Raw genomic sequence first — 23,403 nt, forward strand, 5'->3', positions numbered from 1 at the left:
GGACCGCCCGCCTCGACCAGCCGGGCCATCACGGGGTCGCGAGCGGCGAGCTCGGCCGCGGCGCGACGGAAGCTGACGCGTGGCACGGGGCACACCATACCGGCCGGTGGCGACGGGAAGAGCGACCCAGGTGCGCGGCCACGCGGGGCGCGAACGCGCGGTAGCGTTCGCCCGTGGACGCGCAGCTCGTGTTCGGGGGCCGCTGGATCGCCGCTCGCGTCCCCGACGGCGCGCAGGTCGTGGAGCCGGGGATCTCGCTCCCGCTCCCGCCGGCCCAGGACCTGGAGGCCGCGGTGCGGGAGGCGCTGGACCATCCGCTGGACACACCACCGCTGGCCGAGGTCGCTCGAGGCGCCGGACGGGTGACGGTGGCCTTCGACGACCCCACCGTGCCCTGCTACGCGCCGTTGTGGTCGACCGCCCTCCCGCTCGTGCTGGCCGAGCTCGAGCGGGGAGGCGTGCGCCGGGACCGGATCACGCTGCTGTGCGCGAACGCGCTGCACCGCCAGTTCACCGTGGACGAGCTGGCCGGGATCCTCGGCCCCGACCTGGCGCGCGAGTTCGCCGCCGGCGGCCGCCTGCGATGCCACGACGCCGAGGCGCCCGACGACCTGGAGGAGCTCGGGACGACGGAGCAGGGCGAGCCCGTCGAGGTCAGCCGGTTCGTCACCGACGCCGACCTCACGGTGTACGTGAACGCCTCCACCACCCGCGGGTTCTCCGGAGGGTGGAAGTCGATCTGCGTCGGGCTGTCCACCTACCGCTCCATCCGCACACACCACACCCCCGACACCATGAGCATGTCCATGGAGAAGAACCGCATGCACGAGTCGCTCGAGCGCATGGGCAAGGCGGTCTCGGACCGTCTCGGGGAGCGGCGGATCTTCAAGGTGGAGACGCTCCTGTCGAATCCGCTCCAGGTGCACCGAGTCCTGGGTGGCTCCGTGGATGCCACGCGCCGCGAGGTGCTGGAGACGACCCGGGCCCACCAGCCCGCCCGGCGCGACCTCCTCCCCGAGCGCGTCGATGTGGTGCTGTACGGCGTCCCGGACTGGAGCCCCTACGCCGCGTTCTCGTTCACCAACCCCATCCTCACGCTGATCTCGACGGGCCTGGGGTACCTGGGTGGCATGGTGGAGGCGGTGGGCAAGCCCGGGTGCACGGTGATCCTGGCCACGCCGTGCCCGGACCGCTGGGACGACGTCCACCACCCGTCGTATCGCGAGGTGTGGGACCGGGTGCTGCCCGTCACCCGCGACCCGTACGAGGCCCGGGAACGGTTCGAGCCGGAGCTGGCGGCCCGGGAGGACTACCTGGCCGCGTACCGGACGGGCTTCGGGTTCCACCCGGTCCATCCGGTGATGGCGTTGTACCCGCTGAAGCGGCTCCGCCACGCCGGGCGCGTGCTGGTGGCGGGAGCCGAGGACCCGCAGGTCGTGCGCCACGTGGGCTTCGAGCCTCTTGCCACCGTGGAGGACGCCCTGGCCGAGGCCGCGACGACGCACGGACCGAACCCGAGCGTGGCGGTCGTGCGCTACCCGCCGGCGGTGAACCGGACCTGAGGGCCACCCGCGGGAGAGCCTCGCGGCTCGAGCGCTCCCGCGCTATGGCGTGCGCAGGGAGAAGAACCCGATCGGGTAGAACCGCCGCCGGGCCCGGAACAGCACCTTCCCGAGATACCGGCCCGGCGCCACCTGCACCAGCTCGTCCAGGATCCGGCGGATCATGAAGTCCGGGTTGGCCTCGAAGTCGTAGTCGATCTTCAGGACGTCCACGCCGGGGTCGAGCTCACCCGGCGCGACGCGGGTCCGGAACGGGAACGCCTCGATGCGATCCGGGCCGACGTACTCGGGCGTGTAGCCCGGCCACACGGTCCGCATCGGCACTCGCACGTTCGGCAGGAATCGGTTCACGCCGGTGGAGGCTTCGCGGTGGAGGGTCTTGCCCTGCCACGGCATCCACAGGCCGGCCACCCTGCGCAGGAACCCGTCGAGCGGCGCCCACGTGCTGGTGGCCAGGAGCCGTCCGGGCAGGAATCCGTCCGGGAGCGGGTCCGGCGCGCTTCCCGAGGCGAATCGCTCGTCGAACCGGACCAGGACCTGGGCCCGGTTCACGGCCGGATGCAGCCGGTCCGCCAGCACGTCGATCTCGCGGGCATCGGGCTCGCCAGCGTCCTCGAGCTGCATCACGTCCTCGTCGGCCTGCTTCACCATGGTCGCATCACCTCGCCTCGATGCTACACGCGGCCGGCCAGGTCCCGGAGCTGGTCTCCCGACACCGCGCGGCCGTGGCCGGGCTCGATCCGGGCGTGGCCCAGCGCGGCCAGCTCCCGGATGGACTCGGCGTTGCGCTCCGGGTCCTGGGTCAGCCGCCGCCACGACGGCCGGAGCGGGCCGAGGTGCCACACGAGGTCGCCCGCCAGCACGGTGTCGAGGTCCGGAACGAGCACCGCGATGTGCCCCGCGGTGTGGCCGGGCGTGGGGATGGCCACCAGTCCTCCCTCCAGCTCCTGGCGCTCCGACACGGCGACGTCCACGGGGAGCCGGTCGAACCGCACCAGGTCCGCGAACACCGCCTTGAACAGGCGGTCCCGCGGTCCCGGGTACGGAGCGGTCCCCTCGATCGGCCCGACGTCCGGCGCGCCGGCCACCACGGACGCGCCGGTGGCCGCGCGCAACGCGGCGGCGGTCCCCGTGTGGTCCCCGTGGCAGTGCGTCAGGACGATCTGGCGGACGTCCTCGGGGCGGCGGCCTGCCGCGGTGAGCGCCCGGGTGATCTTGGGAAGGCTCCCCGCGGTCCCGGTGTCCACCAGCGTGAGCACCCCGCGGTGCTCCACGAGGAACAGCGAGACTGCGGCCTTCACCCCGCCCCGCACCCGCGTCACCGTCGTTCCCTTGCGCGCCGCCATGACCCCCATTTCGCGTCCCGACCCGTCCCGGACCAGGCGGCCGTACCATAGCCCTCGTGCCCGAGATCGTGCTGGTGCGGGGCGACATCACGGCGCAGGAGGTCGACGCGGTGGTGAATGCGGCCAACTCGTCCCTGATGGGCGGCGGGGGGGTGGACGGCGCGATCCACCGGCGGGGCGGGCCGGAGATCCTCCAGGAGTGCAAGCGCATCCGGGCCGAGCGCTTTCCCGATGGCCTGCCCACCGGGAAGGCCGTGGCCACCACCGGCGGCAGGCTCCCGGCCCGATGGGTCATCCACACGGTGGGGCCGGTCTACGCGAGGTCCGAGGACCGCTCGTACCTGCTGACGAGCTGCCACACCGAAGCGCTGCGGGTGGCCGATGAGCTGGGGGCGGAGACCGTGGCCTTCCCGGCCATCTCAACCGGCGTGTACGGCTACCCGCTGGCCGAGGCCGCGCCGGTGGCCGTCCGGGCGGTCCGGGAGGCCGGCACCAGGGTCCGAGAGATCCGGTTCGTGCTGTTCGGCCGGGAGGCCCACGACGCCTTCGGGCGCGCCCTTGGGGAAGGGTGACCGTCCGCCGCCACCCCGGACGGCGGTCGAGGCGAATCCAACGTCCTTGGTAGAGTTCGACCGTGGGCAGCGAGCGCGACGTGGGCGACGTGGGCGACGTGAGCGGGGCGAACGGCACGGGCGACGACCTGACCCAGCCCGGGGGCGTGTACGCGCGCCGGGACGAGGTCCAGATCGTGGACGTCCGGGAGCCCTACGAGTGGGAGGCTGGGCGGATCGAGGGGGCGGTCCACGTGCCGCTCAACGACCTCATGGCCGGGAGGGGCCCCGATCTCGATCCCGGCCGGCCGGTCGTGGCGGTGTGCCGATCGGGAAACCGCAGCGAGCTGGCCGCCCTGATGCTCCAGGCCCGCGGGTTCGAGGCCCACAACCTGGTCGGAGGCATGGAGGCGTGGGCCCGGCAGGGTCTGCCCCTCTCGACGCCGGCCGGCGAGCCCGGCCGGGTGGCCTGAGCCTCCTCCACCCCGGGCTGCCCCATTTCTGTCTGAGGCGTTCCCTCATTCATAATCTCCCTGCCCCCCAGGGTCGGTTTGTCGCGCGCACACGGGGGACTCGACATGAGAGCCATTCGCCCTGACAACAGCCTCACCCGCCAGGTGTACGACTCGATCCGGGCATCGATCATCCGGGGCGAGCTGACTCCTGGCAGCCTGCACTCCGTCCAGGAGCTCGCCGACGTCCTGGGGGTGTCCAGGACGCCGGTTCGCGAGGCGCTGATCGACCTGTCCACCCAGGGCATGGTTCGTTTCGAGCGAAACCGGGGGGTCCGGATCCTCCAGACCTCGCAGCACGACCTGGAGGAGATCTTCGCGCTGCGGCTGCTGCTGGAGGTCCCGGCGGCGTATGTGGCCGCGGAGCAGATCACCGACCCGGAGCTCCGGTCGCTGCGCAAGGAGTTCGCCGCGATGGAACGGTCGGCCCGGGCCGGAGACGAGCAGACCCTCATGGAACATGACCGGAAGTTCCACGGGATCATTCTGGAGGCCTCCGGGAACCGCCGCCTGGCCAGCACAGTCGATCGTCTTCGTGACCTGGTGCTGGTGCGGGGGGCGTCCACGGCCGGCCGGTCCCGGTCCCTGGCCAACATCGTGGAGGAGCACCAGGCGATCCTGGGGAGCATCGAGCGGCGGGAGCCGGCCGCCTCGGCCCGGGCCCTGCGCGAGCACATCCTGCACACCGCCGACCTCCTGCTGTCCCAGGAACACGAGGGCGAGGCGGAGTCCGGGGCCGGCCGGTGGGCGGACCTGGTGCGCTTCGAGTAAGCGCGCCGCTGAGGTCCGCCGCCGCGAGCTTGACCCCCCTTCAGTAGCATGTAAAATGTTACTCATCGAAGGGTTGGAGGCCCGGTGACCAGGCGTGCCCTGCCAGATGAAGCGCTTCAGACCCTGGCCGGCGAGCGCGCCAACATGGAGGCCTGCATCCGGTGCGGGCTGTGCCTGGAGTCCTGCCCCACCTACGTCCTGACCCTTCTGGAGGAAGAGGGTCCACGCGGGCGCATCGCCATCGCCCGAGGCCTGCTGGATGGCCATCTCGAGGTCACCGACGACCTGGTGACCCACGAGCTCAACTGCCTGCTGTGCGAGGCGTGCACCGACGTCTGTCCTGCGGGCGTGCGGATGGACGAGCTCGGCGTGGCCCTGCGGGGAGCCCTCACCGAGAGCGGCGCGACCGGGCGGCGGGAGCGCGCCGTCACCCGGATGCTCCGGGTCCTCGGAGACCGGTCCCGGCTGCGGCGCATGGTTCGGCAGCTGGGATGGCTTCGCCGCCTCGGCCTGCACCGGGCGGCCTCCGCCACCGGCCTCCTGCGGGCCCTAGGACTGTCCCACCACTCGCTGCCCCCCATCCCCCGCCAGTTCCTGGAACCCGACGGGGGCGGCTGGCGGCCGGAGAACGGCGGTACCCGGGGGCGGGCCGTGCTGTTCGCCGGATGCCTCATGTCGACCATGCTGGCTCCCATCGACGTGGCCACGGGCGAGCTGCTGGCCGCGGCCGGGTACGAGGTGGAGGTGGTCCGGGGCCAGACCTGCTGCGGGGCGCTGTCCGCGCACCAGGGTGACCTCGACACGGCGCGCGACATGGGGGCCAGGAACATCGCGGCGCTGTCCGGCGACGACGCCCCCATCGTGCTGAACTCGGCCGGCTGCGGGGCCTTCCTGAAAGGCTACGGCCACCACTTTGGCCTCCAGGGTCTGGGCGTGGCGTCCCGGGTCGTGGATCTCTCCGTGATGCTGGCCGGCGCGGAGCTCGACCTCTCCGGGGAGGCTCCGGAGGGACCGGTCGTGTTCCAGGATCCATGCCACCTGCGCTCGGCGCAGGCGATCGTGGAGGAGCCGCGGGCGCTGCTGTCCCGCATCCCGGGCATGGACCTGGTCGAGCTGAACGAGCCGGGCATGTGCTGCGGCTCGGCCGGCGTGTACAACGTCACCCACCGCCACATCGCCCGGGAGCTGTCCAGGCGAAAGGCCGAGGACATCATCGCGTCGGGGGCCCGGACCGTGGTGACCGCGAACCCCGGCTGCCTGCTGCAGGTCCGCGCTGCGCTTCGCCAGGCGGGTTCCCGGATCCCCGTCCTGCACCTGGCGGAGGTAATGCGCCGGGCGTGCCCGGCCCCTGTGGAGCGGTTCGGACCGGAGGCCAGGGTTCGGGAGCACGCGGAGCGGCGGTAGTGCCGTGCCGGGGACGCGTGGGCGCACCGGGCTGATGCGCCTTCGCACGGTCACCAGGGAGCTCCGCCGGATCGTCGGCGACGAGGCGGTCCGCGACGGGCCGTCCGAGCTGCTGGCGTATTCCTACGACGGGACCTTCCAGCAGGCGATGCCGATGGCGGTGGCCATGGTGCGTGCCACCGAGCAGGTCTCCGCCATCCTGCGGCTGGCCGGCGAGGAGGAGATCCCGGTGGTGGCCAGGGGAACGTCGACCGGGCTGGCCGGCGGCTCCATCCCGCCGAACGGGGCCATCGTGCTGAACCTGGCCCGGATGCGATCGATCCGGGAGGTCGACCCGGGCGACGGGATGGCCGTGGTGGAGGCCGGCGTCATCACCGGTGACCTCCACCAGGCCGTGGAGCGGATCGGCTTCTTCTACCCGCCCGACCCGGCGTCGCTCCGGCAGTGCACCATCGGGGGAAACCTGGCCTGCAACGCGGGCGGACCCCGATGCCTGAAGTACGGCGTGACCCGCGACTACGTCCGCGGGGTCGTGGCGGTGCTGGCCGACGGGACCGTGGTGCAGGCGGGAGGGCGGACCCTCAAGAGCTCCACGGGGTACGCGCTCCCCCACCTCTTCGTCGGCTCGGAGGGGACGCTCGGTGTCATCACGGAGGCCACCCTCCGGATCATCCCGCTGCCGCGAGGCCGGGCCAGCGCCCTGGCCTTCTTCTCCTCGCTCGAGGATGCGGCGAACACCGTCACGTCGGTGCTGGCGGAGGGGCTGGCCCCCTCCACCCTCGAGCTGATGGACCGCCTGACCCTCAGCCTGGTCGAGGACGTCGTGCAGGCCGGGTATCCGCGGGAGGCCGAGGCGACGCTGCTGATCGAGGCCGACGGACCGGACGCCGCCACGGCGCGCAACGCGCTCGGGGCGATGGCGGAGGCCGCGCGGCGGACCGGGGCGACCGAGGTCCGCGTGGCCGGCTCGGACGCCGAGGCGGAGGAGCTGTGGCGAGCGCGCCGGTCGATCTCCGCGGCCCTCGGGCGGGTGGCCCGCAAGAAGCTGGGCGAGGACGTCGTGGTGCCCCGGAGCCGCATCCCCGAGATGGTTCGCGCGGTGGGGCGCATCGCGTCGGAGCACGGCCTGCGCATCCCGCTGTTCGGCCACGCCGGCGACGGGAACCTCCATCCGAACATCCTGTTCGACCCCGATCGGACCGGAGAGCTCATTCGGGTCCAGGAAGCGGCCATCGCCATCTTCGAGGAGGCCACCCGGCTGGGCGGGGCGCTGTCCGGAGAGCACGGCGTGGGGACGCTCAAACGGGCCTTCCTGGAGCGGAACCTCGGGGTGGCCGCCGTGGACACGATGCGCAAGATCAAGGACGCCCTCGACCCGCAGGGGATCCTGAACCCGGGCAAGCTCTTCCCGGACCGCGCCGAGACCGGGTGGGAGTCCTTTCTGGAGATGCTGCCGGCCCTGTCCGGCTCCACCCCGGGTTGAGGGCAGCCCGGGTTCCCGGCGCCGGTCGTGGCACCATGGCTCCCGACATGAGCATCAGGCCGGTGGCACGGTGGGCGCCCGCCACGGTGGCGCGGTGGGTGCTCGTCTCGATCGCGGCGCTCTCGCTGGCGTCGTGCTCGCACGGGCGGTCGGTGGCGGGGACGTATGTGGCCAGGGCCGGAGGCCTCGAGATCGCGCTGACGCTGAACGACGACGGGACATGGACGGGCCTGGTCGGCACCGGCCAGGGCGGGGGGACCTACACCGTGGAGGGGGACACCGTGGTACTCCAGCAGACCGGGAGCACGGAGGTCCAGCGGGCGACCATCGAGGGGGATCGGCTGATCCTTCGCCACGGTGCGGTCAGCCTGACCTTCGTCAGGCGGTCACCCGAGCCCGCGACGCCCACGGCCGGAACCAGCTCGAGCGGAACCGGCTCGACCGGAGCCGGCTCGACCGGAGCGGGCTCGACCGGAGCGGGCTGACCCCTCCTATTCGGACAGTAGGTCCGACAGGTCGCGGAGCAGCAGATCCGGCGGCGGGTCGATCCGACCGGGGTCGCCGGTCACGCCGGTGAGCACGAGGGCCCCCGCCCATCCCATCCGCCGGGCGGATTCGAGGTCGCTGGCCGGCCGGTCTCCCACCATCAGCGTGCTGCCATCCGAGCCGCCGACCGCGGCCTGGGCCTCCTCGAGCATGGGCCGTTCGGGCTTCCCCGCGAAGACGGGCTCGGCGCCGCCCGACGCCGCCTGCACCGCCGCCACGATGGCGCCTCCGCCCGGCCAGAACCCGTCCTCCACCGGAAAGGTCGGGTCGGGGTTGGTCGCTGCGAAGAACGCGCCCCGCGCGATGGCCCGGGAGGCCGCCCGGAGCCGTCCGTACGTGAACTCCTCGTCGCGTGTGACCACGACCACCTCGGCGTGCTCGCCCTCGTCCTCGGACAGGAACTCCATGCCGAGCGGCTCCAGCTCCTCCCGGAGGCCATCGCCTCCCACCACGAAGCACGACCGACCTCCGAGGCCACGATCCTCCAGCAATCGGCGGGCCGCCCGGCCCGAGGTCACGATGTGCCGGGGTTCCGCCTCGATTCCCATGCGGCGCAACGTTTCCGCAACCTCGCGACCGGACCGCGAGCCGTTGTTCGTGAGGAACGCGACCGGTGCTCCCCGGCGGCGGATCTCCGCCAGCACCTCGGCGGCGTGGGGCAGCAGCGTGGTGCCGCGCCAGATGGTGCCGTCGAGATCGAACACGAACCGGTCGTACCGCTCGATCGGCGCGCTCATGGATCCACCCCCGCTTGGTGCACCAAGCGCCTAAGATGAATTGCCAAGCGGGATGCTTGGTTCACCAAGCGCTCTACTTTCGCCACGAGGGCATGACCTTCTCGCCGATCAGCTCGATCTCCCGCAGCACGTCTCGCTGGGGCATCCCGGGCCACTGGAGCCGCAGCAGGAGATGGTTCACGCCGAGCAGGTCGCGATACCGCTCGATGTCCTCCGAGCACTCCTCGGGAGTCCCCACGATGAAGCGGTCCTTCAGCAGGGCCTCGAAGGGGACCGACAGGCTCTCGTCCTTGCCCATGGGTCGGTCCAGCCCCCACTGGGCGTAGGAGCGGTACTTCTTCTCCAGGTACGGCCGCGCGGTCTCGATGGCCGCTTCGCGCGTGTCCGCGATGGCCATCTCCTTGAAGATGGGGGCGTCGGGAGGAGGTTCGTGGGCGTGCTCTGCCAGGGTGGCCCGGTAGACCTCCATCTGGCGTACCAGATTGGTCAGGCTGGCGTGGGGGTTGATCAGCCAGGCAAATCCATACCGGGCCGCCCGCCGCACGGCCGGATCGCCGGAGGCCGCGATCCAGATCGGCGGGTACGGTCGCTGGACCGGCTTCAACAGCAGCGAGGCGCTGGTCAGGGTGAAGTGACGGCCGCGGTGCGTCACGTCGTCCTCGGTCCACAGTCGGATGGCGACGTCGAGGCACTCCTCGAACCGGGAGGCACGAGAGGCGTAGTCGACGCCGAACGCCTCGAACTCCTCCTCCCGGTACCCCAGCCCCACTCCGAACACGAAGCGGCCGCCGGTGACGACGTCCATGGTGGCGGCCTGCTCGGCGGCGTAGGTGGGATTCGACAGCGTGAGCAGGAAGATGCTCGAGCCGATGGTCATGTCACCGGACTCGGCGGCGAGCCGCCCCAGGAGCGGCCACGTCTGCAGCGCCTGGTAGGGCTTGGCCAGGAAGTGCTGGCTCACCCACACCGAGTCGAACCCGGCCTCGCGGGCCGCGCGGACCTGTTCCACGATCTCGCGGGTTCCCCGCACCGCGTCCTCGCCCACCTGGAACTGGGAGTTGATCTTCAGCCCGAACTTCATCCGCCTCTCGCTCCCCTCATGCCCGCCGAAGGTACCGCCCGTAGCCCGGCGCACCGACGACCTCGCCGTCCCGCATCAGGACGTTTCCGCGGAGCATCGTGAGAACGGGCCAGCCCGTCAGCTCGCGACCCTCGTAGATCGAGAAGTCCGATCGTGATCGAAGCAACTCGGGCGTCACGCGCCGGGTGAGGGTCGGGTCGACGATCACGAGGTCGGCGTCGGCCCCCACCTCGAGCGTCCCCTTGCGCGGATACAGGTTCAGGACCCTGGCGGGGTTCAGCGACGTGGCCGCGGCGACGTGGAGCAGGCTCACCAGCCCATCCCGTACCCCTTGGAGCAGGACCGGCAGCATCGTGGCCATTCCTGGGAAGCCGGGAGTCCCGTTCCAGATGCCGGGGCCCTTATCCCGCCGGCGGAGGCCGCAGTGGTCCGTCCCGATGGTGTCGACCGAGCCCGCGGCGATCGCGCTCCACAGCGCGTCGCGGTCCCGGTCGCGCCGCAGGGGCGGGTTCACCTTCCCCAGCAGTCCGACGTCCGAGTCCATGGTGTGCGTCAGGTACTGCGGGCAGGTCTCGACGTAGGCGGGAGTGCTCGCGCGGGCCCGGTGCTCGGCCACGGCGACGAGGGACTCGGCACACGAGAGGTGGGGGATGTAGACGGGGCACCCCGACTGCTCGCCCAGGTACAGGACCCGCCGGACGGCCTCGGCCTCCGTGAAGTCGGGACGGGACTCGCTCCACGCGGCCAGGTCGTCGCGACCGGTCGATGCAACCCGTTCCCGGATGCGGGCGATCACCTCGATGTTCTCGGCGTGGACCATGGCCACGGCGCCCGGGAGCCCGGCGACGGCCTCCATGGTGTCCCACAGCAGCCCGTCGTCGTACCGGACGTAGGCGTTCCCGGTCCGGCCGGCCTCGTCGCCCCGGTACACCATGTAGAGCTTGAACGACGAGATGCCGAACTCCTTGTAGTGGTCGGCGATCCCCTCTCTATGATGGTCGCCGGTGATCCCCAGCGTGTAGCCGAAGTCGATCCGGGAGTGTTGCTCCCCGGCCCGTACCATCTCGTCCCAGATGTCTTCGTAGCGGGCCTCGTTCCGGTACATCACGATCAGGGTGGTGATGCCGCCGACGAGCGCCGACGCAGTCTCCGTGTCGAAGTGCTCGGGCATCGCGTCGAGGGGCATGCCCCGGCCGGCGGTGTAGCCGATGTGGACGTGCGGATCGACCAGACCGGGGAAGACGAGCTTCCCCCGCGCGTCGATGTAGTTGCGAGCCGCTGCAACTGCATCTCGTTGCAAGTGCGCGATGATGCGGTTGCCACGGATCCCGAGATCGATGGGGAGGACGCCGACCGGCGGAAGGACCACCTCGCCGCCCGTGACCAGCACGTCGAACTCAGGTCGGTCGCCGGGCGGGGTCTCTCGTGGGGCGCGGGTGGGACCCTCCGGTTCCACGGGAGCGTCGGTCACAGGCCGTACACCTCGGGACGGCGATCCTCGAACACCGGCCGCTCCGCCCGTTCGTCGTGCAGCGTCTTCGCGTGCAGCGTCGCGACGACGAGGGCCTCCTCGGATCGGGGGCCTCGCGCCACGACGATCCCCGGGGGGACGGCCACGACGCTCTCGCCCCCGAAGGGGCGGCCGTGGTTCTCGCCGACCCGGTTCACCACGGCCACGTGCTGCATGTTCTCGTACGCGCGGACCGAGGCGAGATGGGCCAGGCGGTCCGGCCACTCGGGCCGGTCGGTGATGTTGGCGATGCCGCACAGGATCTCGGCGCCTCGGAGCGCCGCCGCCCGGGGCACCTCGGGGAAGTACAGGTCGTAGCAGACCTGGGCGGACAGCACACCGAGGTCGGTCGGGACCACCACGATCGAGGATCCCCTGGCGAAGTAGTCCCGCTCCGGACCGTGGGCGGGATGGAGCTTCCGCTGGATCCCCGCGATCGCGCCGGACGGGGCGACGACCACGGCCGAGTCGAACACCCGGTCCCCCGCATCCACGTGGCGTTCGGCGAGGCCGACCACCACGTGCAGCCCGTGACGTCGGGCCGCGTCGCCGATCGCATCGGTGAACGGGCCCGGGACGGGTTCGGCGGCGTCGACGTAGCGGGCGGCGAACTCGGGGTCGAACGCCGGCACCTGGCCGATGTTGGCGAGCTCCGGGAACAGGACGAGCTCCGCTCCTGCGGAAGCCGCCTCCTCGCAGGCGCGCGCGATCCGCTCGAGGTTCGCCGTCGCGTCGAGGGTTTCGATCGCGATCTGACCCAGGGCCACGCGGACGTCATCCTTCAGCGGCGGCACCTCCGGCGGCACCTGCGGTGGCGGCGGCGTCCCTCACCGCCGCAAGGATCAGCGTGTACCCGCCGCACCGGCAGAAGTTCCCCGACAGGTACTCGCGGATCTCCTGGTCCGTGGGGTCGGGGTGGTCGCGCAGCAGCGCCTCCGCCGACATCAGGAACCCCGGGGTGCAGAACCCGCACTGGACGGCCCCGTGCTGCACGAACGCACGCTGCAGAGGGTCGAGCTCCCCGTCGTGGGCCAGCCCCTCCACCGTCTGGACGTTCCGGCCCTCGGCGCGAACCGCCAGGTACAGGCACGAGCGGACCAGCTCGCCGTCCACCATCACCGTGCAGGACCCGCACGAGCCCTCGCCGCACCCTTCCTCCGTCCCCAGCATCTGGAGGCCCTCCCGCAGGAGCTGGACGAGGGTCCAGTGGGACTGGATCTCCACCTCCTCCGGGCGGCCGTTCACGTGGAGGGCGATGGTCCTCCTCACGCTGACTCCTCGAGCCTCGTTGGCTCCTCCGCCTGGTCCTCGGCCATGTCGCGGAGGGTCCGCGCCACCCACACCCGGAGCATGTCCCGGCGGTAGCCGGCACTCGCCTGGAGGTCGTCGATGGGCTCGGCCTCGGCGGCAGCCGCCTCGGCCGCCTCCGCGATGGCGGGTTCGTCGACCCGCCGGCCGGACAGCGCAGCCGAGGCCCGGTCCAGTCGAACCGGACGGTCGGCCACGCCGCCCACAGCCAGGCTGGCCCGCCGGCACGTCCCGTCCTCCATCTCCAGGAGGGCCGCCAGGCCGACCAGCGGCTTGTCCTCGCGGGCCCGCGGGGTCCACTTCAGGTATCGCCACCGGGCGCCCGGCGGCTGACGCCGCACCTCGACGTGGGTGAGCACCTCCTCCGGGCCGATCGCGGTCTCGTAGAAGCCCAGGAAGAACTCCTCGACGGGGACGACGCGCTCGCCGGCGGGACCGCGAAGCCGGATCGACCCGCCCAGCGCGAGGAGGGCCGACGGCGGGTCGGAAGCCGACTCCCCGTGGCAGAGGTTGCCCCCCAGCGTGCCCATGCTCCGGATGACCGGGCTGGCCACGCGGCCGCAGGCCCGGGCCAGCAGCGGCGCGTGATCGTGGACCGCCGCGGACATGGAGACGGCCCGGTGGGTGGCCAGGGCCCCGACCGAAAGCGCCGAACCCTCGGCACGGACGCCGGCCAGGCCCTCGACGGACGACAGGCTGACCAGGGCTTCCGGCTGGACCATCCGCATCTTCATCAGCGGGACGACGACGGTCCCGCCGGCGATGACGCGGGCCCCGTCGCCGTACGCGGACAGCGCCTCCAGCGCGTCCTCCACGGACTTGGCCTCGACGTACTCGAACGGCTTGAGGTTCACGGCCCTCCCCCGCGCCGCGGGCCGTCGTCCGGAGCACCGGGCCGCGGACCATCGCCCCCAGCCACGTCCGCCGCCTCGCCCCGAGACTCCCTCAGGGCTCGGAGCACGTTCTCTGCCCGAAGCGGCAGGCTCTTCATCTGCACGCCGGTCGCGTCGAGGATCGCGTTCCCGATGGCCGCCGGGACCGGGGCCACGCCGGGCTCCCCCACCCCCCGGGCGCCGTACGGCCCGTCCTCGTGCGCCGTCTCCACCACCAGGTTGTGCATCTCCGGCAGGTCCACCGTCGTGGGGACCTTGTAGTCGAGGAACGTGGGGTTCAGCACGCGACCCTCCTCGAACACGACCTCCTCCATCAGGGCCATGCCGAGGCCCATCACGGCGGACCCGGCGATCTGCTGCACACACCCGGCCGGGTTGATGGCCTTGCCCGCGTCCACCGCCGTGGCCAGGCGACGCACGTCGACCTGACCGGTCTCCTCGTCCACCTCGACCTCCGCCGCGGACGCCGCGTACATCCAGAAGGCGCTGGGCCGGGCGGACTGGCCGGTGTCGGGGTCCATGGAGTCGTAGATGTCCCGGGTGGCGTAGGAGCCCTGGCCCACCACGTTCCCGGGGCCCTTGTAGAACTTCTGGATCACCTCGGAGTAAGCCAGGGACCGATCCGGGGCGCCCCGCACCGCCACGCGGCCGTCTTCCATGTCCAGGTCGTCGGCAGACGCCTCGAGGACCTGGGCCGCCATGTCCAGGAGCTGCCGCCGGACCTCGCCGGCGGCGTTGCGGACGGCGTTGCCCATGGTGAACACCGTCCTCGACGACGAGGAGGAGCGGTCGAAAGGGGAGACCGCGGTGTCCGGCAGGACGCACCGAACCCGCTCCATCGGAACGGAGAGCTCCTCGGAGGCCATCTGCGACAACACCGTCAGCACGCCCTGCCCATGCTCCACCGCAGCCGTGATCACGTCGACGCTGCCGTCGGCGTTCAACCGCACGGTGCCGAACGTCGCGGTCGGCGTGAGCGTGGACTTCAGCACCACCGCCACGCCTCGCCCGACCTTCCCGGCCGGCGACCCCGGGTCCGCCGGCGGCTTCTCCTCGAGGGCCCGGACCACCGCCTCCAGGCAGGCCCGCGCGCCTACGGTCCGCATCCGCTCGCCAGTCACGCTGACGTCCCCGTCCTCCAGCAGGTTCTTCAGCCTAAGCTCGACGGGCGACATGCCCAGCTCGCGAGCCACCCGATCGAGCTGTTGCTCGCCGGCCCACGCCATCTGCGGGATGCCCAGGGCCCGGAAGGCGCCGCCCGGCTGGCGGTTCGTGTACACGAGATACCCATCGATCCGCGCGTTCGGGATGCGGTACGGGCCCATGGACGCGTAGCCGGCGTTGCGACACACCATCGCCCCGAGGTCCACGTAGGCGCCCTTGTTCCAGTGGATCTCGGACTGCCGGGCCACCAGCGTGCCGTCCTCGCGCGCAGCCGTGCGAATGCGGACGCGGGCCGGCAGCCGCCCCGGCGACACGGTGAACTCCTCCTGCCGGTCGAACGCCACCCGCACGGCGCGCCCCGGAACGGCCCGCGCCAGCAGCGCCGCCACCGGGTTGATGGCGCGCAGGTACATCTTGCCGCCGTACGCCCCGCCCACCATGTTCGTGATCACGCGGACGTTCGACAGGGGCATGTCCAGGAAGTCGGCCATCATGCTCCGCAGCGTATGGGGGCCCATGGTGCTGGCCCACATGGTGAGGACCCCCATCCCGTCGAGCTGCGCCACGGTGACGTGCGGCTCCAGGTGACAGTACTGGACGAACTGCGTCGAGTAGGTGTCCTCGACCACCACGTCCGCTTCCGCGAATGCCTTCTCCACGTCGCCCCGGCGGAGCTTGAAGTGGTACGGGACGTTGGTGCCGGGCAGGCCGGCCAGCCGCATCCCCGGGACGTCGCCTCGCTGGTAGGACGTGTGGTCGTCGTGCAGCAGCGGGGCGCCCTCGGCCAGCGCTTCGTCGATGGAGTCGACGACCGGAAGGTCCTCGTATTCCACCAAGATCCGCTCGACGGCCTCGGACGCCGCGTCCTCGGTGTCGGCCGCCACCGCGGCCACGATCTCTCCCGCATAGCGCACCCGGTCCACCGCCAGCGCCGGCTGGTCCCTGACCATCGGGCCGTGCAGCCGCTGGTGGTCCCGTCCGGTGATCACGGCGCGGACACCCGTGACCTCCCACGCCCCCGATACGTCCAGGCCCGTGATCCGGGCGTGGGGCACGCCCGCCCGAAGAACCTTGCCGTGCAACATTCCCGGAAAGCGAACGTCCACGCCGTACAGCGCCGCGCCGGTGACCTTGGCGGCCGCGTCGACGCGTGGAACGGGCCTGCCGACGGTCCGGTAGGTCACCGCCACGGGCAGGACCTCATGGCGCGGCCTCTTCCCCGGAACCTCCGTCATCTTGGGAGGACCATTCCCGCATGGACTCGGTGACGTTGTGCACGAACTGGTCCGTGACGTCCCTCGTCTTCGACACGACCACCCGATACCCCAGCGAGCCCAGCATGCCGCCCAGGGCCACGTCGGACGTGACGGTCAGCGTCGTCCTGCCGCCCTCGGCCTCCGCCAGGTTCAAGCGGTTCTTCGATCGCATGTCGCCGGCCGCCCCCTTGACGCTTCGACCCACGGCCGAGAACTCGAACGCGTTCATGGGGTCCTTCCGGTCGAGCCGCGCCTTCAGGTCGAACGTCGCGCCGATCGAGCCCACCTTCTGCGTGATCCGGACCCGGTACCGGTCCTCCCCGAGGTCCTCGAACGACTCCACGCCGGGGATGCATCGCGTGACCCGCTCCACCTCCGTCTCGAAGAACCGCCACACGCGTTCGCGGGCCTCCGGGACCGTGAACGTCTGCTCCACCCTCATCCGTTCCTCCCCGCCGCACGCGATCGCGCCTCCGCGATGGCTCGCCACACCGCCTCCGCCGTCACCGGCAGCCGGCTGATCCGGACGTCGAGCGGTCGCAGCGCGTCGCACACCGCGTTCACCACCGCGGCGGCCGGCGGGATGGTCCCGGCCTCTCCCACCCCGCGCACGCCGAACGGGGTGACCGCCGACGGGACCTCGAGATGCTCCAGCTCGAACTCCGGGAGGTCGGCCGCCGTCGGCATGAGGTAGTCCACCATGGTGCCGTTCAGCAGCTGGCCGGTGTCCGGGTCGTACACCAGCTCCTCGAAGAACCCCGCCCCGAAGCCCTGGGCCAGCCCGCCGTGGAGCTGCCCGTCCACGAGCTTGGGGTTCACCCGGGTGCCGCAGTCGTGCGCCAGGACGAACCGCTCCACCGTGAACTCGCCCGTTCGCGGATCGACCTCGACGATCGCCGCGGCGGTCCCGTACCCGAACGTGTTCGCCGGCGGATCGAAGTAGGCGGTGGACTCGATCCCGGGATCCTCTCCTTCCGGGAGCCGGTGCCCGAAGAAGGCCTCCGTCGCCACCTCGCCCAGGGTGATCCGGACCACGGGGTCGTCGGTGGCGCGGACCACCCCTTCCTCGACGTCGAGCCGAACCGAGTCCACCCCCAGCAGGTGCGCGGCGACCCGGATGGCCTTCCCCCGGATGTCCCGCGCCGCCGCGGCGATGGCTCCCGCCCCGGCGATGGTGGTGCGGCTGGCGAAGCTCCCGGTGTTGTACGGCGTTCCCAAGGTATCCCCGGCGTGCACCACGACGTCCGACGGCGAGATCCCGATGGCGTGGGCCGCGACCTGGGCGAACGAGGTCTCGGTTCCCTGTCCGAACGGCGAGACGCCCGTGTACAGGTCGGCGCCCCCCGCCCGGTTGAGCCGGATGGTCACGCTCTCGAACGCTCCGTACCGGGCCCGGTGCTTGCCCAGGAACGACGAGCCCGGGTACCCGGTCATCTCCACGAAACACGCCACGCCGATGCCCGGGTGGTGTCCCTCGGCCTTCAGCGAGGGCTGCCTCGCACGGAACTCCTGGTAGCCGATCCTGGCCAGCGCCAGCTCCAGCGCCGCCGGATAGTCGCCGCTGTCGTAGTTCGCGCCGCCCACGCTCTTCCAGGGCAGGTCCCCCGGATGCAACAGGTTCCGACGGCGAACCTCCACCGGGTCCAGACCGACCTCGCGGGCCAGCCGGTCCACCAGCACCTCGCGCACCAGGTTCGACTCGGGCTGGCCGTAGCCACGGTACGCACCCACCGGGGTCTTGTTCGTGAGGACCACTCGCCGCTCCACGGAGCCGTCGGGCACGCGGTAGGGCCCCGTGAACATGAGGCTCGACAGCATGGGCGGGCCGAAGGGGGAGTTGAACGCGCCCGCGTCCACGAGGTACGTGTTGCGCATCCCCACGATCTCCCCGTCGCGGGTGGCGGCGAGCTCGATCCGGTGCACCGCCTGCCGCCCGTGCGTGGTGGAGCGGAAGTGCTCGTTGCGGTCCTCGATCCACTTCACCGGGCGGCCCAGGTCGATGGAGTGCAGGCAGGCCAGGATCTCCTCCGGGTACAGGCCGAGCTTCAGCCCGAAGGCCCCACCGAGGTCGTAGGCCATGATCCGGATGGTCGTCTCGGGCATCCGCAGCGAATGCGCCAGCTGCATCCGGACCAGGTGGGGGAGCTGGGTGGACGACCACACGTCGAGCGCCCGGACGCCCGGCGTGTAGCGAGCCACCACCGCGCGGCCCTCCATCGGCAGCCCGGTGACGCGCCCGATGGCGAACCGGTCCCCGACCACCACCTCGGCCCGGGCGAAGGCCGCCTCGACGTCGCCCCTCCCCCTGGGGTTCGCCACCAGGAGGTTCGTGCCGAGCTCGGGGTGCAGCACCGGCGCATCCGGCTCCAACGCCTGCTCGACGTCGACCACGTGCGGCAGCGGATCGTAGTCCACGACGATCGCGCCAAGGGCGTCCTCCGCCACGTACCGGTCGGTGGCGACCACCGACACCACCGGCTGTCCCTCGAACAGGGCGCGGTCCCTGGCCATGGCATGGAAGGGCACGGCCGGGACGTCCGGGAGCGGACGCAGGACCGTGATGGGCTCGGTGCGCCGCAGGACCTCGTCGCCCAGCATGATGGCCTTCACGCCGGGCAGCTCGGCCGCCTCGCGGACGTCGATCTCGGTGATGCGGGCGTGAGGGTACGGGCAGCGACCCACCGCCATGTGGAGCATCCCCGGCAGCTCCACGTCGTCCACGAACCGGCCCAGGCCCCGGAGGAGCCGCTCGTCCTCCGCCCGGGGCGCGCTGGCCCCGATCCAGCCGGCGGCCTGCCGCTCGGGCGCTTCCAGCGTGCGGCTCACCGTGCCTCCACCTCCGCCCGTTCCCGGAAGTAGCGCTCCACCGCCGCCACGATGTGCTGGTAGCCGGTGCACCGGCAGAGCGTCCCCGCGAGCTCCGCTCGCAGGTCCGCGCCCTCCAGGCGCTGCCCCCGCCCCTCGATGGCCAGCGCGGTGAGCAGGAACGCGGGCGTGCAGTAGCCGCACTGGAGCCCGTGCTCCCGCCGGAACGCTTCCTGGAGCGGGTGCAGACGGTCGCCCGGCGCCAGCGACTCGACCGTGGTGACCTCGTGGCCGTCCGCCTGTGGCGCCAGCATCAGGCAGCTCTTGATGGGCTCGCCGTCGAACAGCACCGTGCACATCCCGCACACGCCCTGCTCGCACCCCACGTGCGTGCCGTGCAGGCCGAGGTCGTGCCGAAGGAAGTCGACCAGGAGCCGGCGTGGCTCGACGTCACGCTCCACGGCCTCGCCGTTCACGGTCAGGCGCGTCTTCACGCGGCCCGCCTCTCCCGCAGCCGGTCGAGGACCCGTTCCACGTAGAGCGGAACGAGGTGCCGCCGGTACTCCGCCGACGCTCGGACGTCCGAGGAAGGGTCGGCGGCCCTGGCGCAGGCCTCCCCCGCCGCCCGGACGGCCTCCGGCTCCAGCGCCGTGCCGGACAGCATCGCAGAGGCCTCCTCGGCCACGAACGCGTGCGGGCCCACGCCAGCCAGGGCCAGCCGCACGGACCGCCACCGGCCCTCGCCGCCGGGCTCCCCCACCGCGGCCACCGCCAGCACGGCGAAGTCGCCGTGGCGGCGGACGTGCTCGACCAGCGCGCTCACCGAGCCCGCACCGACCGGGAAGGCCGCCTCCGTGATCATCTCCTCCGGCTCCAGCGAGGTCTGATAGGGGCCCAGGAACAGATCCGCCGCGGGGACCGCGCGCTCTCCTCCCGGCCCCAGCACGGTGACGGTGGCCCCCAGGGCCAGCGCCACCAGCGGCATCTCTCCGCTCGGATCGGCCTGGGCCAGGCTGCCCCCCATGGTGCCGCGGTTCCGGACCTGCCGGTCCCCGACGAACAGGACGGCTTCGGCCAGGAGCGGCAAGAGCTGGTTGACGACCGGGGAGAACTCGAGGGTCGCGTAGCGGGCCAGGGCCCCGATCCGGACCTGGCCTCCCCCGGCGCGGACCTCGCCCAGGCCCTCGATCCGGTTGACGTCGACCACCGCCGCCGGGCGGAGCAGGCGCATGTTCAGCATCGGCACCAGGCTCTGGCCCCCGGCCAGGATCCGTGCGTCGCCCTCGTACGAGGCCAGCGCGGACACCGCTTCCGCCGGCGACCCCGCCACCACGTACTCGAACGGGGCCGGCTTCATGGCTGCGGCGCCGGCTCCCCGGGCGCCGGGCCCCCCGGCGACGCGTTCTCCGGGCCCGAGTCCCCCGGGGCGCCCACGAATCGGTCCACCACGTGCTCCAACGCGCTGGCTCCCGGCTTGAAGACCGAGGCGCGAGGCCGGCGGCTCCACACCGTCTCGGCCCTGGACTGGAGGATGAACAGCCCCTCGCTCTCGCGCCCGGCTCCCGAAGACCCCGCGCTCCGGCCGAAGGCCCACTCCACGTCCTGCGGCGCGCCGTAGTGGCGCTCGATGTCCTTGCCGGTGCGGGCCAGCTCCAGGACCTCCTGGTCCGAGACCGACGGAGCGGAGCGCCGATCGTCGTCGACGGGCGCCGCGGCCACCACTCCCAGGGATGGGTCGAAGCGATATTCGCGCTCCTTGGCCGACACGGTGCGCTTCAGCACGGACAGGGTCACCTTGTCCACCAGGAACCGGTCCGGGTTCACTTCGCCCTTCACGATCCCCTCGCCCAGCCCCCAGCACGATTCGATCATGACCTTCGACCGGTCGCCGTTGGTGGGATTCAGCGTGAACAGCACGCCCGCCGCCCGCGCGTCCACCATCTGCTGGATTCCCACGCTCACCAGGACCTGCTCGTCGGCGAACCCGAACTGCGACCGGTAGGTGATGGCGTGCGGCGTGAACAGCCCGGACCAGCACCGGACCACGTCGCGCAGCACGTCGTCGATCCCCTGCACCCACAGGTACGTCTCGAGCTGCCCGGCGAAGCTGGCCGTGTAGTGGTCCTCCGCCGTGGCGCTGGAGCGCACGGCCACCGGGAGCGGCCCGCCGCCGCATCGCTCCTCCAGCGCGGCGTGGGCCTCCCGGATGGCGTCCTCGATCTCGAGAGGCGCGGGGACGGACTCCACCAGGCCCCGGAGCTCCTCGCTGGCCGAGGCGACGGCGGCCACGTCCTGCGGATCCACCCCCGCGACGATCTTGGCCAGTCGCTCCGTCAGCCCCGCCCGCTCCAGGAACTCGAGGTGCGCGTGGGTGGTGACGGCGAACCCCGCGGGCACGTTCACGCCGGCCTTGCGGAGCTCACCCAGGCTGGCGCACTTCCCGCCGACGACGTGCGTGGCCGACGCGTCGACGTCCTCGAACCACTTCACGAACGGCGTGTCACCAGGCATCGAAGCGAGCCCCTCAGTCCAGGATGGTAACGACCCCGTTGTCGCCGTCCACGCGGATCCGCTGCCCGTTCTTGATCCGCTTCGTGGCGAAGCCGGTTCCCACCACGGCGGGCAGGCCGTACTCGCGGGACACGATGGCGGCGTGGGCCATGATCCCGCCGATGTCGGAGACGGCGGCCTTGATCCGGGAGAACACGGGGGCCCACGAGGGCGCCGTGATCGGGCACACCAGGATCTCGCCGGGCTGGACCTCCGGAAGCTGATCCACGGCGGTGATGACCCGGGCCGGGCCCTCCGCCACGCCGGGCGCCGCGGCGAACCCGTGCAGCTCGTTGGACTCCCCGCCCTCGCCGTCCCCGCCCCCGCCACCCAGCACCTTCAGCCACGTCTTGACCGTGTCCGTGGTGATGCCCCACAGCATGATGGTGAACGGCTCGTTCACGGCCTCGGGCGGCGTCCCCAGGGCGGGCGGCGGCTGCCACTTGCGCAACGCCTCGATGATGCGCTTGCGGTCGGCGATCTCCGGCGGCCAGTGGCTGCGTCCCCGGGCCGGCGTCTGGGTGGCCCACTCCGCCAGCAGGTCGTAGAGCGCGTCGTACACCTCGTATCGGTGCAGGTAGAAGATGTCGTCGGCCTCGCCGAAGAACCCGTGGTTCACGAAGATCCGCCCGAGGTCGCGGACCTTGTTCCAGAACATCGAGTGGTGCCAGTGCTCCACGTAGAAGTTGTGGTTCTCGACGAAGGGATAGACCTTGCGAGCCAGCTGGACCAGGTCGTCGAAGGTCTTCTGGTCCTCCGGGGTCGGCAGCAGCTCCCGGTACTCCGAGGTCAGCCGGTCCCGCTCCGCCAGGATGTGCTCGAGGGGCCGGTGGATGTCCTGGCCCGCCTCCAGCTTCTCGATGTAGCCCCGCATGGCCTGGAACGGAACCGTGAGGTCGTCCACCCACGCCCTGTGCTGGTGGCAGTACCCCGGCCCGGTGGCCAGCCAGAACCACGGCTCCTTGGCCGCCTCGAACGCCGCCAGCCAGCTCGCGCCGTGGGGCCGCGCGGCCACCTCCGAGAGCATCTGGTCCGGGGTGAGGTCGTCCCGCTTGAACACGCCGGCCAGCTGGGACTCGATGGCCAGCTGGGCCAGCCGGCGCACCTCGTCGTCCGGGCGGAAGAACAGGATGTCGATGCCGGCCACCATCTGCGCGATGGTCTGGTCGGAGATCCCCGGGAAGGCCTGGTCACAGAACCCCTTGAACGTGAGGTACGCCCCGTACCCCAGCCCCAGCATCTCGAAGTGCAGGTAGCCGATCTCGTGCATGTTGTCGAGCAGCGCGCTGTAGTCCTTCATCAGGTCGAAGCTGGACATGACGCCCCGCCCGCTGGTGATGGTCTCCATCGGCTCGCGCTCCGGGAGGTCCTCGAACTTCAGGTCCTTCAGCCGCTGGATCACGTCGTCGGCCTTGCGTATCCAGTTGTCGTACAGCTCGTCCCAGTGGTCGTAGTAGTAGCCGGCCCGCTCGGTGAACTCCGCGACCCTGGCCTCGATCACGGCGGGGTCGGTGATGGTGTTGGGCGAGATGTAGAGATACCCGTTCACCACGCGGTGGTCGATCCCGAGGGCCGGCGGCACCACCCACACCCGCGTCGTGTACTGGTTCAGGGCCACCCACCAGTTCTCGTTCATGATGGAGTCGAACGGGTAGATGGGCTCGGGATTGTGCATCCCGTCGAAGAACCAGAACTTGCCGTCCTCGACCTCCCGGTCCTCGTCGCGGAACAGGTAGTAGTAGGGATACAGGCGCTCCCACCCCTCGGCCCCCGGCGGGACCTCCAGCTCGAAGGGACTGGGGAACCGGTCCGTCCTCTGCATCACCTCGGCCACTTCCAACCTCCGCGCTCCGCCAGCGAGAGCGGGCGCCCCCGACAGGAGCGCCCGCTCCGGCTTTCCACAGCGGCCCGCCGGCCGCTCCCT

At 71.8% G+C, this 23,403-nt stretch carries 22 protein-coding genes; 7 read left to right on the plus strand and 15 right to left on the minus strand.

Features of this window, described 5'->3' with window-relative positions; translation table 11 throughout:
• Positions 1-173: 173 nt before the first annotated feature.
• Entirely contained in the window at positions 174-1,562 is a 1,389-nt protein-coding gene (locus tag M3Q23_15015) for a lactate racemase domain-containing protein (protein ID MDP9343369.1), read from the plus strand.
• Between the two features lie 42 nt (positions 1,563-1,604).
• Here M3Q23_15015 and M3Q23_15020 read toward each other — a convergent pair whose 3' ends face one another.
• Entirely contained in the window at positions 1,605-2,213 is a 609-nt protein-coding gene (locus M3Q23_15020) for a hypothetical protein (protein ID MDP9343370.1), read from the minus strand.
• Between the two features lie 23 nt (positions 2,214-2,236).
• Positions 2,237-2,908, minus strand: a complete 672-nt coding sequence (locus M3Q23_15025; protein ID MDP9343371.1) for an MBL fold metallo-hydrolase — start codon at positions 2,906-2,908, stop codon at positions 2,237-2,239.
• A gap of 56 nt (positions 2,909-2,964) precedes the next feature.
• On the opposite strand from M3Q23_15025, the gene M3Q23_15030 reads away from it, so the two are divergent.
• From M3Q23_15030 to M3Q23_15055, 6 genes are all read left to right on the plus strand, one after another.
• Complete coding sequence (locus M3Q23_15030; GenBank protein MDP9343372.1) at positions 2,965-3,480, plus strand: O-acetyl-ADP-ribose deacetylase; 516 nt, start codon at positions 2,965-2,967, stop codon at positions 3,478-3,480.
• Between the two features lie 62 nt (positions 3,481-3,542).
• Positions 3,543-3,932: a rhodanese-like domain-containing protein gene (locus tag M3Q23_15035; GenBank protein ID MDP9343373.1), complete on the plus strand. Its 390-nt coding sequence runs from the start codon at positions 3,543-3,545 to the stop codon at positions 3,930-3,932.
• Between the two features lie 105 nt (positions 3,933-4,037).
• Complete coding sequence (locus tag M3Q23_15040; protein ID MDP9343374.1) at positions 4,038-4,742, plus strand: GntR family transcriptional regulator; 705 nt, start codon at positions 4,038-4,040, stop codon at positions 4,740-4,742.
• A gap of 84 nt (positions 4,743-4,826) precedes the next feature.
• Entirely contained in the window at positions 4,827-6,146 is a 1,320-nt protein-coding gene (locus M3Q23_15045) for a (Fe-S)-binding protein (GenBank protein MDP9343375.1), read from the plus strand.
• Between the two features lie 4 nt (positions 6,147-6,150).
• Positions 6,151-7,629, plus strand: coding sequence for an FAD-binding protein (locus tag M3Q23_15050; protein ID MDP9343376.1), 1,479 nt, complete (start codon positions 6,151-6,153; stop codon positions 7,627-7,629).
• 62 nt (positions 7,630-7,691) lie between these two features.
• Entirely contained in the window at positions 7,692-8,114 is a 423-nt protein-coding gene (locus M3Q23_15055) for a hypothetical protein (GenBank protein MDP9343377.1), read from the plus strand.
• Between the two features lie 6 nt (positions 8,115-8,120).
• Here M3Q23_15055 and M3Q23_15060 read toward each other — a convergent pair whose 3' ends face one another.
• The 13 genes from M3Q23_15060 to M3Q23_15120 form a co-directional block, all read right to left on the minus strand.
• On the minus strand, positions 8,121-8,912 hold the full coding sequence (locus M3Q23_15060; protein ID MDP9343378.1) for an HAD-IIA family hydrolase: 792 nt from the start codon (positions 8,910-8,912) through the stop codon (positions 8,121-8,123).
• A 73-nt stretch (positions 8,913-8,985) separates the two neighbouring features.
• The gene (locus tag M3Q23_15065) at positions 8,986-9,993 is read right to left on the minus strand and encodes an LLM class flavin-dependent oxidoreductase (protein MDP9343379.1); all 1,008 of its coding nucleotides are present in this window, start codon (positions 9,991-9,993) and stop codon (positions 8,986-8,988) included.
• 16 nt (positions 9,994-10,009) lie between these two features.
• On the minus strand, positions 10,010-11,464 hold the full coding sequence (locus M3Q23_15070; GenBank protein ID MDP9343380.1) for an amidohydrolase family protein: 1,455 nt from the start codon (positions 11,462-11,464) through the stop codon (positions 10,010-10,012).
• Positions 11,461-12,270, minus strand: coding sequence for a carbon-nitrogen hydrolase family protein (locus M3Q23_15075; protein ID MDP9343381.1), 810 nt, complete (start codon positions 12,268-12,270; stop codon positions 11,461-11,463). The genes M3Q23_15070 and M3Q23_15075 overlap by 4 nt, the downstream gene beginning before the upstream one ends.
• Positions 12,271-12,277: 7 nt before the next feature.
• Positions 12,278-12,772 carry a (2Fe-2S)-binding protein gene (locus M3Q23_15080; protein ID MDP9343382.1) on the minus strand — a complete coding sequence of 165 codons (495 nt, stop codon included), beginning with the start codon at positions 12,770-12,772 and terminating at the stop codon, positions 12,278-12,280.
• Entirely contained in the window at positions 12,769-13,665 is an 897-nt protein-coding gene (locus tag M3Q23_15085; protein ID MDP9343383.1) for a xanthine dehydrogenase family protein subunit M, read from the minus strand. Before M3Q23_15085 ends, M3Q23_15080 begins: the two co-directional genes overlap by 4 nt.
• Entirely contained in the window at positions 13,662-16,103 is a 2,442-nt protein-coding gene (locus M3Q23_15090) for a xanthine dehydrogenase family protein molybdopterin-binding subunit (protein MDP9343384.1), read from the minus strand. Before M3Q23_15090 ends, M3Q23_15085 begins: the two co-directional genes overlap by 4 nt.
• Entirely contained in the window at positions 16,069-16,566 is a 498-nt protein-coding gene (locus M3Q23_15095; GenBank protein ID MDP9343385.1) for an SRPBCC domain-containing protein, read from the minus strand. The genes M3Q23_15090 and M3Q23_15095 overlap by 35 nt, the downstream gene beginning before the upstream one ends.
• Positions 16,563-18,950, minus strand: coding sequence for a xanthine dehydrogenase family protein molybdopterin-binding subunit (locus M3Q23_15100; protein ID MDP9343386.1), 2,388 nt, complete (start codon positions 18,948-18,950; stop codon positions 16,563-16,565). Before M3Q23_15100 ends, M3Q23_15095 begins: the two co-directional genes overlap by 4 nt.
• Complete coding sequence (locus tag M3Q23_15105; GenBank protein ID MDP9343387.1) at positions 18,947-19,423, minus strand: (2Fe-2S)-binding protein; 477 nt, start codon at positions 19,421-19,423, stop codon at positions 18,947-18,949. The genes M3Q23_15100 and M3Q23_15105 overlap by 4 nt, the downstream gene beginning before the upstream one ends.
• The gene (locus M3Q23_15110) at positions 19,420-20,286 is read right to left on the minus strand and encodes a xanthine dehydrogenase family protein subunit M (GenBank protein MDP9343388.1); all 867 of its coding nucleotides are present in this window, start codon (positions 20,284-20,286) and stop codon (positions 19,420-19,422) included. Before M3Q23_15110 ends, M3Q23_15105 begins: the two co-directional genes overlap by 4 nt.
• Entirely contained in the window at positions 20,283-21,440 is a 1,158-nt protein-coding gene (locus M3Q23_15115) for a phenylphosphate synthase subunit beta (protein MDP9343389.1), read from the minus strand. The genes M3Q23_15110 and M3Q23_15115 overlap by 4 nt, the downstream gene beginning before the upstream one ends.
• Before the next feature lie 13 nt (positions 21,441-21,453).
• Positions 21,454-23,301 carry a PEP-utilizing enzyme gene (locus M3Q23_15120; GenBank protein ID MDP9343390.1) on the minus strand — a complete coding sequence of 616 codons (1,848 nt, stop codon included), beginning with the start codon at positions 23,299-23,301 and terminating at the stop codon, positions 21,454-21,456.
• Between the last annotated feature and the right edge of the window lie 102 nt (positions 23,302-23,403).

It is taken from the genome of Actinomycetota bacterium (assembly GCA_030774015.1).
Lineage (GTDB): Bacteria > Actinomycetota > UBA4738 > UBA4738 > JACQTL01 > JALYLZ01.